Raw genomic sequence first — 10,639 nt, 5'->3', positions numbered from 1 at the left:
TGACGGCGGGGTATCCGCCGTCATGCGCGCATTCTTTTGCGCCGTTGCCGCGTGTCGATCAGGCGTTGGCTGGCCGGGCCAGGTTCCACATCAGCGCCCTGAACGGCGCCAGCATGCTGATATTGACCACCAACTTGATTGCCAGGTCGCCCAGCAGCCATGTCGTCCACGGTGCGCCGGTGGCGGCGAACGCCACGCTGAAGAACACCGCCGTATCCAGGATTGCGCCCAGCACGCCCGACACCAACGGCGCACGCCACCAACGCTGGTCGCGCAAACGGTCGAATACCCGGATGTCGACCAGTTGGGCACAGATGTAGGCCAGGCCCGATGCCAGCGCGATGCGCGGCGACGCCACCCAGAACGACACCACCAGCGCGGCGGCGAAGCCGAACCAGACCACACGCCGCGCGGCGGCCGGGCCAAAGCGGCGGTTCAGCACGTCGGTCACCAGGAAGGCCACCGGATACGACAAACCGCCCCAGGTCAGCCAGTCGTTTAGCGGCACCTGGACCAGGATGTTGGAGCCCACCACCACCAGCAGCATGCACAGCACGGCGATGCCGAACTGCAGGCGGCTCATGACGGGAAAGCCCCGGCTTGCCACGTTCATTTGCCGAACTCCTCGGCCAGTTCGCGCGAACGGCGTGCGGCGGCGGCCATGGCGTCCTCGACAATGCCGGCGAATCCGGCCTCGCCGAACGCGGCCAGGGCCGCGGCCGTGGTGCCGCCCTTGGAGGTGACTCGCTCGCGCAGCACCGACAGGGGCTCGGTGGCCTCGGCCGCCAGCTTCGTGGCGCCCGCCAACGTTCCCAGCGCCAATTGCTTGGCCTGCGCTTCGGTCAGGCCGACCTTCATGCCGCCGGCCACCAGCGCTTCAAGGAAAAGAAACACGTAAGCCGGGCCGCTGCCCGACAGTGCGGTCACGCCGTCCAGCGCGGCGTCGTCCGCCACCCAGACCACCTGCCCCACGCTGGCCAGCAACGTAGCCGCCAGTTCGCGGTCGGCCTCGCCCACGCCGTCCAACGCGGCCAGGCCGGTGATGCCCGCGCCCACCAGGGCCGGCGTATTCGGCATGCAGCGCACCAGGCGGTTGAACGGTGCGCCGGGCGTGCCCAGCCATTCCGCCAGCGTCTGGGCACGGATTCCCGCCGCCACGCTTACCACCAAGGTGTCTTCCCGCAACCATTGACGCGTAGAAGCCACAACGGCTTTCATGTTCTGTGGCTTGACTGCGAACACCCATACGCGGCACCGCCCAAGGGCCTCGTCGGGGGCCGTCGCGGTGGTCATGCCGCGCGCCTGCCAGGCGGCGTGGCCGTCCTGGTTTATGTCAATGACATGGATGTTCCCGGCGGCGCATACTTTGCCAGCCAGTCCGGATGCCAATGCAGCCGCCATATTGCCGCCGCCAATGAACGCAATCGAAAGTTCGTTTTTCATAGCCAGGCATTGTAAACGGTAGGCTTCATCGGGGAAAAAAAAGAAAATGTTCGTTCGCGCCTGAAACGCGCAATTTGACAGGCGTTTAGAGTGATGTGAAAGTCACGGTTTTGTCACAAACAATTCATAAGGTGTCGTGTTTTCTGCGCCCGGACAACCTGGCCGCAACACGCCCAACTGGAGGAAACCTCACCATGCGATCCCATCGTATTGCTTTAACCTTCGCCGCCATCATGACGGCATTCGCAGGCGCCTCCGCGCATGCCGCCACCGAGATCCAGTTCTGGCACTCGATGGAAGGCGCCCTGGGCGACCGCGTCAACGGTCTGGTGGACGAATTCAACAAGAAGAATCCTGACTACCAGGTCAAGGCAATCTACAAGGGCAACTACGGTGAGTCCATGAACGCCGGCATCGCCGCGTTCCGCGCCGGCAATGCCCCGGACATCCTCCAGGTGTTCGAAGTGGGCACCGCCACCATGATGTACGCCAAGGGCGCCATCAAGCCGGTGCAGCAGATGTCCGAAGAAGTTGGCAACCCGATCGATCCGAAGGAATTCATCGGCGCGGTCGCGGGCTACTACTCGTCGGCCGACGGCAAGCTGGTGTCGATGCCCTTCAACAGCTCGACCGTTGTCTTCTACTACAACAAGGACGCCTTCAAGAAGGCCGGCCTTGATGCCGACAAGCCGCCCAAGACCTGGGAAGAACTGGCCGCCGCCGGTCAGAAGCTGAAGGCCGCCGGCCAGGAATGTGGCTACACCACGTCGTGGCCGTCGTGGGTCCAGCTGGAAACGTTCTCGGCCTGGCATAACGTGCCGTACGCCACCAAGGACAACGGTTTCGGTGGCCTGGACGCCCGTATCGCCATCAACACCCCGCTGCACGTGCGCCACCTGGAAAACCTGGCCAAGCTGGGCAAGGAAGGCATCTTCATGTACGGCGGCCGCGGCGACGAGCCGAACTCGCTGTTCATCAGCGGCAAGTGCGCCATGATCACCGGTTCGTCGGGCCTGCGCGCCAACATCGCCAAGAACGCCAAGTTCGAATTCGGCACGTCCACCGTGCCCTACTACGCCGACGTGCAAGGCGCACCGCAGAACACCATCATCGGCGGCGCTTCGCTGTGGGTCTTCGCCAACAAGAAGCCGGAAACCTACAAGGGCGTGACCGCGTTCTTCAAGTTCCTGGCCAGCCCGGAAATCGCCGCTCGCTGGCACCAGCAGACGGGCTACGTGCCGGTCACCAAGGCTGCCTACGAACTGACCAAGAAAGACGGCTTCTATGAGAAGAACCCGGGCACCGAAGTTGGCGTGAAGCAACTGAACGTGGAAACCACCGCGCAATCCCGCGGCCTGCGCCTGGGCTTCCTGCCGCAGATCCGTGAAATCGAAGACGCTGAAATCGAACGCATCGTGTCGGGCAAGGTCGCGGCCAAGGATGGCGCCGAGAACATCGTCAAGCGCGGCAACGAGTTGCTGGAGAAGTTCGAGAAGAGTGTAAAGTAGCGCCCTTTCCGGGACGCCGCCCGATGCTTGCCACCCAGCATTTTCCATGCGGTGACAAGCACTTAGCGGCACGATCGGTTGCAAGCGCAAGGCTTAAAGCCCTGGTTTTTTTAGGGCTTTAAGCCTATCGTATTTTTATGAAAGCGGTTTCAAGCGGCGGTTATCCAACCGCCGCTTTTCTGTACCTTGGGTTCCCCCTATGGAAAAACGCGTTGTATTCGGGCACAAGACCTTGCCCTATCTGCTGCTGCTACCGCAGCTGATCATTACCGTGGTCTTCTTTTTCCTGCCTGCCGGACAAGCCATGTGGCAGTCCATGCGGCTGGAAGACGCCTTCGGTTTGTCGTCCGAGTTCGTCGGGCTCGACAACTTCATGGAACTGTTCTCGCAACAGGCCTACCTTGATTCCTTCCGCGTCACCGCCGTTTTCTCGGTGCTGGTGGCGGCTGTCGGTCTGGGCGTGTCCTTGCTGCTGGCCGTCATGGCCGACCGCGTGATTCGCGGCGCGGGACTCTACAAGACCCTGCTGATCTGGCCCTACGCCGTGGCGCCCGCCGTCGTCGGCGTGCTGTGGCTGTTCATGTTTTCGCCTTCCGTGGGCATTCTGGCCGTCGCGCTGCGCAAATCCGGCGTGGACTGGAACCCGCGCCTGGATGGCAACCAGGCCATGATGCTGGTGCTGGTCGCCGCCGTCTGGAAGCAGATCTCGTACAACTTCCTGTTCTTCCTGGCCGGGCTGCAATCGATTCCCCGTTCGCTCATCGAAGCCGCTGCGATTGACGGCGCCAGCCCGGCCCGCCGCTTCTGGAGCATCGTGTTCCCGCTGCTGTCGCCCACCACGTTCTTCCTGCTGGTGGTCAACATCATCTATGCCTTCTTCGACACCTTCGCCGTTGTGGACACCACGACGCAAGGCGGTCCGGGCACGTCGACCTCGATCCTGGTCTACAAGGTGTACAGCGACGGCTTCCGCGGTCTGGACCTGGGTTCGTCCGCGGCCCAGTCGGTCATTTTGATGTTCATTGTGGTTGCCTTGACGGTCGTACAGTTCCGGTACGTCGACCGCAAAGTGCAGTATTGATTTTGTTCGAGGCTAATAACAATGGTTGAACGCCGTCCCTGGCTGGATATTCTGGCCCACGTCATTCTGCTCTGCGGCGTGGCGATGGTGGCATTTCCGCTTTACATCACTTTCGTCGCGTCGACCCAGACCGCTCAGGAAGTGGCGCAAGCGCCGATGTCGCTGATCCCCGGTCCGCACTTTGTCGATAACTACATGCAGGCGCTCTTTGGCGGCTCGTCCGGCGGTTCGTCGGGCGCGCCGGTAGGCCGCATGATGTACGTCAGCCTGATCATGGCGCTGTCGATTTCCATCGGCAAAATCGCGATCTCGCTGCTGTCGGCTTTCGCGGTCGTGTACTTCCGCTTTCCCGGCCGCATGTTCTTTTTCTGGATGATCTTCGTCACGCTGATGCTGCCGGTGGAAGTCCGCATCGCCCCCACCTACAAAGTGGTGGCCGACCTGGGGCTGCTGAACAGCTACGCCGGTCTGACGCTGCCGCTGATTGCCTCGGCCACCGCCACCTTCCTGTTCCGCCAGTTCTTCCTGACGGTACCGGACGAGCTCATCGAGGCCGCGCGCATCGATGGCGCGGGCCCCGTGCGGTTCTTCTTCGACGTCCTGCTGCCGCTGTCCAAGACCAGCATCGCCGCCCTGTTCGTGATCCAGTTCATCTACGGCTGGAACCAATACCTGTGGCCGCTGCTCATCACCACGCAGGAAGACATGTACCCCGTCGTCATCGGCATCAAGCGGATGATCAGCGGCGGCGACAGCGTGACCGAATGGAACATCACCATGGCCACCGCCATGCTGGCCATGATTCCGCCGGCGCTCGTCGTCATCCTGATGCAGAAATGGTTCGTCAAGGGTCTGGTCGACACTGAAAAATGACCCCACGCCGCGCCTTCGGCTTGCTGCCCCCCCGGGGGGGGCGTTTTCATCTTGAGGCGGCTCGGCGATGAAAAGTGACGCTTGCCCGCCTAGCCCACCCGAACACGACTCCGAACACGAATAAACATGGCTACTCTCAGCTTCCGTAACGTCAAGAAAACCTATGCCGGCAACGTGCCGGTCATCCATGGCATCGACATGGATGTCAAAGACGGTGAATTCATCGTCATCGTCGGCCCGTCCGGCTGCGGCAAATCCACGCTGATGCGCATGGTCGCCGGCCTGGAATCCGTCACCAGCGGCGACATCGTGATTGACGACAAGGTCGTCAACACCCTGGAACCCGCCGAACGCGACATCGCGATGGTGTTCCAGAACTACGCGCTCTACCCGCACATGACCGTGTTCGAAAACATGGCCTATGGCTTGAAGATCCGTAAGTTCTCCAAGGACGAAATCAAGAAGCGCGTGGACATCGCCGCGCAGATTCTTGAACTGGGCCACCTGCTGGACCGCCGCCCCCGCGCGCTGTCCGGCGGCCAGCGCCAACGGGTCGCCATGGGCCGCGCCATCGTGCGCGAGCCCAAGGTGTTCCTGTTCGACGAACCGCTGTCGAACCTGGACGCCAAGCTGCGCGTGGCGATGCGCCTTGAAATCATGAAGCTGCACCGCCGCCTGGGCACCACCAGCCTGTACGTGACGCACGACCAGGTCGAGGCCATGACGCTGGCCCACCGCATGATCGTCATGTACCAGGGCGTGCCCGAGCAGATCGGCACTCCGATGGAAGTCTTTGAAAAGCCCGCCTCGACCTTCGTGGCCGGCTTCATTGGCTCGCCCCCGATGAACCTGATGGAAGTGCTGGTGGCGGGCGACGGCACCGTGCAGACCACCGACGGCATGGCGCTGGAAATCTCGCCGCTGCAGGTGCCGTCCCAGGTTCGCGGCCGCAAGATCATCATGGGCATGCGTCCCGAGCACATGCTGCTGAACACGCAAGGCGTGCCGGCCGAAGTCGAAATGGTCGAAACGCTGGGCTCCGAGCAACTGGTCCATTGCCGCTGCGGCAAGACCACGCTGGTCGTCCGCTGCACCACCCGCCAATTGTCCGAGTCTTCCGCCAAGGTGGGTGACCGTGTCAACGTGGGCCCGGATGGCCGCCACCCGCTGCACTGGTTCGAAGCCGACACCGGCCGCCGCGTCCAGGGCCTGTAAGCCGCGCCAGCCCCGGAAACGGGGCGGCGAATTTACGCCGCGTCCCCCACGCCGACTGCCCTGCCCCGTTGGCAGAATTCGCCCCCGTTTGGGGGCGAATCTATTTACGCTAGTACGTGTACGTCACCATCGTTCCGATGGTGTACTGGTTGCGCTCTTTCACGATAGGGCTGTCGGCCGCATCGCCGAACAGGCGCCGTGCCTCGGCCGCGACCGACCAGGACCAGGATTCGCTGACTGGCAGCGTCCACGTCGCGCCCAAGGCGGCGCTTTCCAGGCCGCCCTTGGGGTTGTAGCGGCGATAGCCGGATTTCGCCGACTGGCGATCACTGACGCCATACCAGGTGCGCATGTAGTTGCCGTCGCCCAGCGTGCCGCTCAAGGCCAGCGACACCGAACCCGCCGAACCTTCATACACCGTCGTGCTCGCACCCAGATTGAACATCGTGTAGGCACTGCCCACGTCACGGTCATCGCCCTTCTTGAAAGCGTGCGCCACCGTCGCCGACAGCACGACGGGCCCAAGCGTCGTTTCCGCATCCATGCCAATCTGCGCACGGCTTTTGATGTCGCCCATGCCGCGCAGCTTGTCCGAACCCTGGAAGCCCTTCTTGTGGTCCTTGCGCGACGCGCTAGGCGCCACATAGAAGCGGAAAGTGCTGTCCAGCGCCTGCGTCTCCCAGCCCAGGCCGTGGTCGGTTCCCAGGAAAAAACCGTGGGGGCTGCGCACGCCCAGCGCCACGATGGGAACGGCAGAACTCTCGTCGCTGCCACTGTAGCGCGGCGCATAACCCACGCCTGCCGTGCCGTAGAACGTCCATTGCCCTTCCGGCCGATCGCTGCCCGTCACCACCGTCAAGCCCCGGGAACTTGCGCCCCGATGCCCGTAAACCGAACCGCCGTCCGCCACCGAAAGATCGGCGGCGACCGCGGCAAGGTTCGGCGCGGCGGCCAGCAGACTGGCGACAGCCACGCGGCGCGGAACGAAAGACAAAGGGAAAAATCGCTTCATAACAGCATCCAGGAAACGAGGTTGATGAACGGAGGGGCAGACGCGGCGCGCCTGCCGGACAAAACTCAGTCGGCGTTGGCGCCTTGCTTGGCTTGCCGCATCAAGCGCATGGCCAGCGTCGACACCGAGGCCACCAAGGGCTCGCCCGTGTCGGAATTGCTCATCACCAGAACGGCAAGCTTGTCTTGCGGCGCAAGCAGGTAGCGCGAGTGGAAGGCTTCGGTCGCGCCACTGTGCTCATACAGGGAGACCCTTCCAACGAGATCGTCGCCGCAGGGCGCGGCCAGCCAGGACAGCGCCAGCCGGCAACTCAGGTCCAGGCTGGCGCCAGAGACCGTTTCCAGGTTCAGGACGGCCAGGGCCGATTCGTCCTTCAGGACGCGTTCGCCGCGGAATACGCCGCCCGCGAACAACATGCTGGAAAAGCGCGCCATTTCCGAGGTGCTCATCCACAAGCCGTCGGCAGCCTCGTTGGGCTGTGCCGTTTCGACCCACGGCACGCCACGCCGGTATCCCGCCGCACGCAACTCCAGCATGCGGGCGTTCGCCTGGTAGCCTGCGCGTGGCATGTTCAAAGGTTGCAGGAGCGTGCGCCGCACATAGGCATCTAGCGGTTCTTGAGTGGCATGCGCCACCATGTCTCCCAGCAGGGCGTAAGCCATGTCGGCGCGGGCCCGGCCCATCGTGTCTTCCAGGGTGGCCGGGTGCAAGGTCAACAGGTTGCGCGCGGTGTAAGGGGCCGCCCCCATCCATTGCATCGCGTTGCGGCGCGGCTCGACGTGCCAATCCGGCAGCGTCTGACCCGCCGGCGCGTCAAGCGGCAAGCTGCCGTCGTCCGCCGCGCGGAACACGCCGGCCGCCGTGACGATCTTGCTGATGGCGCCTACGCGATAGAGCGTATCGCTGGTCGCCGTCCGGTGCCGCGCGGGGTCCGCATAGCCGAAGCCGGTGCTCCAGACAACGCGCTGGTCGTCCACGATCGTGATCGACAGGCCAGGCACCCTGTGCTTGCCCATGTCATAGGGAATGCGCTGCGCCAGATAGCCAAGAACCGCCTCGTAATCGCCTTTGGCAATGGCGGGTGGCGCGGCGGGCGGCAGATGCTGGCACCCGCCGGCGGCGGCCAGCAACGTCCCGATGGCAACCAGGCGGCTAAGGGAAAACATGGCTTGCGGCAAACCCTCTTCAACAAGAATGCCGTCATGCTATCCACCGGCCACCTCCGGATCTTTCCCGCTTTGTATGGAGTTTGTGAAGATTCGGCGGGCGCTTTGTGAAGTTTCTTTACGCCTGCATCCGCCTGGCGTCAGACGGCCCTCCAGCTGATGACGAAACGCGCGCCGCCCAGCGGGCTGTCCGTGGCCAGCGCCGTGCCGTTATGCCACCTTGCCACCCGGCTGACGATGGCCAGCCCCAGGCCCGTGCCGCCCGTGCCGCGGTCGCGGCTTTCATCCAGGCGGATAAAGGGCTCGAAGATGCGTTCGCGGTCGGCGGGCGGCACGCCCGGACCGTCGTCGTCCACCATCAGCACATATTCCTGCGGGGCCGGACTGGTCAGGCTCACCTGCACTCGGTCGCCCGCATGACGGATCGCGTTCTGCAGCAGGTTCAACAGCGCCCGCGTCATGTAGCGCTGGTGCAGCCGCACCTGCGGCACGCCGCATTCAGACACGACGCAATGCACGCCGGACACTCCGGCCTCGTAAGCGGCGTGTTGCACGACGGAATCCAGCCACCCGCGCGCATCCTGCGCCCGCAGGGCGACGTCATCGCTCTTGTGCTCAAGGCGGGCATACATCAGCAACTCGGACGCCATGCCGTCCAATTCCGCCACATCGCTTTTCATTTCTTCGACCAGGCGCTTGCGAGCATCCGGATCCGCCTCACGGTCAATCATGTCCAGCTCGAAAGACAGGCGGGCAATCGGCGTGCGCAGTTCGTGCGACACGGCGTTGGTCAGGTCGCGCTGATTGCTGATCAGCGCACCGATGCGGTCAGACATCTGGTTGAAGGTATCGCCCAGATTGCGAATGCTGGAATGCCGCGACAACCGCGCCCGCGCCTGGAGATCCCCCTGCCCCATACGCTGCGCCGCAGTCTTCAGCGCCTCCAGGTCGCGCCAGATGGGTAGCGCCCACACCAGCATGAACGCGCACAGCAGCAGCCCCAGCGCGGAATAGATCCCGGCGATCACCCACGGGCCGATGGACGGCTCGGGCGGCAGCTTGACTTCGATCCACTGCGCGCCGGGCCCCGGAATGGCGGCCACGAACGTCATCAGCTTGTCACGCTGAAAGAACCCGCCCTCCGCGATGGTCTTGCGCTCTTCGTCCGTCAGTTGATAGCCGTCTGCTTCATAGTCCGCGGGAGCCAGCACCTTCAACCCAAGGCCGTAATGCGGCGCCAACGCATCGCGCACGTAGGCAGCCCGCTCCTCGGGCGCGACCCGGCCGATTTCCTGCGTCAGGCTGTGAAGCTGCCCTCGCACTGCTTCGCGCACATAGGAATCATTGACCGGCTCGAAGAAGTAATTGGCGGTTCGGTCGACCACTTCGTTGGAAATGACGAAACCGATGGCCAGCACCACGAAAAGCCGCAGGACAAACTTAAGCATCACCACCCTCGTGTGCCTTGGGCGAGAACAGATAGCCCTTGCCCCACACGGTCTTGATGCGCGCGGGATCGCGCGGGTCGTCATCGAGCTTGCGGCGCAGCTTGCTGACGCAGACGTCGACGCTGCGGTCCAACCCGTTGAACTCGATGCCGCGCACGGCGTTCAGCAAGTCGTCGCGCGTAAGCACCTGGCCGGCCTGGCTAGCCAGCGCCCACAGCATTTCGAATTCCATCGTCGTCAGGTCGACTTCGACGCCGGCGTGGACGACGGCCCGCGTGCGCCGATCGATGGCGAGCGGCCCGAACTCCAGGTGCTCCGGCGGCTCGTCCAATTGGTTGTGGCGCCGCATCAGCGCCCGGATCCGCGCGAGCAGCACGCGGGGCTCGACGGGTTTGATGACGTAATCGTCAGCGCCGGACTCCAGCCCCAGAATCTGGTCCAGGTCGTCCTCGCGCGCGGTCAACATCAGAATGGGCGCGGACGAAAACGCGCGCAGGTCGCGGCACACCTGCAGCCCGTCGCGGCCGGGCAGCATCAGGTCCAGGATGGTGATCGCCGGTTCGTGGCGGCGAAACGCCTCTACGGCATGATCGCCACGGTAGGCCTGGGCGACGTTGAACCCGTGTTGTTCCAAAAACTGCGCGATCAGACGCGACAGCTTGGGATCGTCTTCGACTAGCAAGGCCTTGGTCATAGTTCGGACAAGAGTGGGTCTAGGGGCCGCAACGCCTTCGCGTGCGGGAAGCCGGGCGTTCGACACCGCGGTGGCGGTCCGGTTCCCGGCAAGCGTCGCGCACATGCAAAAACCGGGCCGGAAGTCTATGGCTTCCGGCCCGGTGGTCATGCGGACGCTTTCGCGTCTGCATCCGATGCCGCGGGCCGTGGGGCTATTG

General features: G+C 63.8%; 10 protein-coding genes. 4 read left to right on the top strand and 6 right to left on the bottom strand.

The window, feature by feature from the left end; translation table 11 throughout:
* Positions 1-58: 58 nt before the first annotated feature.
* Complete coding sequence (locus tag ACE039_RS18240; protein WP_485822975.1) at positions 59-613, bottom strand: queuosine precursor transporter; 555 nt, start codon at positions 611-613, stop codon at positions 59-61.
* Positions 610-1,443 carry a pyrroline-5-carboxylate reductase gene (proC, locus tag ACE039_RS18235; RefSeq protein ID WP_485822974.1) on the bottom strand — a complete coding sequence of 278 codons (834 nt, stop codon included), beginning with the start codon at positions 1,441-1,443 and terminating at the stop codon, positions 610-612. The genes ACE039_RS18240 and proC overlap by 4 nt, the downstream gene beginning before the upstream one ends.
* Before the next feature lie 194 nt (positions 1,444-1,637).
* Between proC and ugpB the strand changes: the two genes are divergently transcribed.
* The 4 genes from ugpB to ACE039_RS18215 all read left to right on the top strand — a co-directional run bounded on the left by ugpB (position 1,638) and on the right by ACE039_RS18215 (position 6,120).
* Positions 1,638-2,951: a sn-glycerol-3-phosphate ABC transporter substrate-binding protein UgpB gene (gene ugpB, locus ACE039_RS18230; protein ID WP_105558200.1), complete on the top strand. Its 1,314-nt coding sequence runs from the start codon at positions 1,638-1,640 to the stop codon at positions 2,949-2,951.
* A 199-nt stretch (positions 2,952-3,150) separates the two neighbouring features.
* Positions 3,151-4,032 carry a sn-glycerol-3-phosphate ABC transporter permease UgpA gene (gene ugpA, locus ACE039_RS18225; protein ID WP_105558201.1) on the top strand — a complete coding sequence of 294 codons (882 nt, stop codon included), beginning with the start codon at positions 3,151-3,153 and terminating at the stop codon, positions 4,030-4,032.
* Between the two features lie 21 nt (positions 4,033-4,053).
* Complete coding sequence (ugpE, locus tag ACE039_RS18220) at positions 4,054-4,905, top strand: sn-glycerol-3-phosphate ABC transporter permease UgpE (RefSeq protein ID WP_105558202.1); 852 nt, start codon at positions 4,054-4,056, stop codon at positions 4,903-4,905.
* Between the two features lie 126 nt (positions 4,906-5,031).
* Positions 5,032-6,120 (top strand): sn-glycerol-3-phosphate import ATP-binding protein UgpC, encoded by a 1,089-nt coding sequence (locus tag ACE039_RS18215; RefSeq protein WP_448711186.1) that lies wholly within the window; start codon positions 5,032-5,034, stop codon positions 6,118-6,120.
* A 109-nt stretch (positions 6,121-6,229) separates the two neighbouring features.
* Here the strand turns inward: ACE039_RS18215 and ACE039_RS18210 are convergent, their stop codons facing one another.
* From ACE039_RS18210 to ACE039_RS18195, 4 genes are all read right to left on the bottom strand, one after another.
* A complete protein-coding gene (locus tag ACE039_RS18210) occupies positions 6,230-7,132 on the bottom strand; it encodes a MipA/OmpV family protein (protein ID WP_485822973.1) in 903 nt (300 codons plus the stop codon).
* A 65-nt stretch (positions 7,133-7,197) separates the two neighbouring features.
* Positions 7,198-8,298: a serine hydrolase domain-containing protein gene (locus ACE039_RS18205; protein ID WP_485822972.1), complete on the bottom strand. Its 1,101-nt coding sequence runs from the start codon at positions 8,296-8,298 to the stop codon at positions 7,198-7,200.
* Positions 8,299-8,438: 140 nt separating this feature from the next.
* On the bottom strand, positions 8,439-9,746 hold the full coding sequence (locus ACE039_RS18200; RefSeq protein ID WP_485822971.1) for an ATP-binding protein: 1,308 nt from the start codon (positions 9,744-9,746) through the stop codon (positions 8,439-8,441).
* Complete coding sequence (locus ACE039_RS18195; RefSeq protein ID WP_105558205.1) at positions 9,739-10,440, bottom strand: response regulator; 702 nt, start codon at positions 10,438-10,440, stop codon at positions 9,739-9,741. The genes ACE039_RS18200 and ACE039_RS18195 overlap by 8 nt, the downstream gene beginning before the upstream one ends.
* Between the last annotated feature and the right edge of the window lie 199 nt (positions 10,441-10,639).

It is taken from the genome of Achromobacter maghribensis, assembly GCF_057334215.1.
Note: the sequence above shows the minus strand (reverse complement) of the source record. Positions and strands in the feature narration are given on the sequence as shown.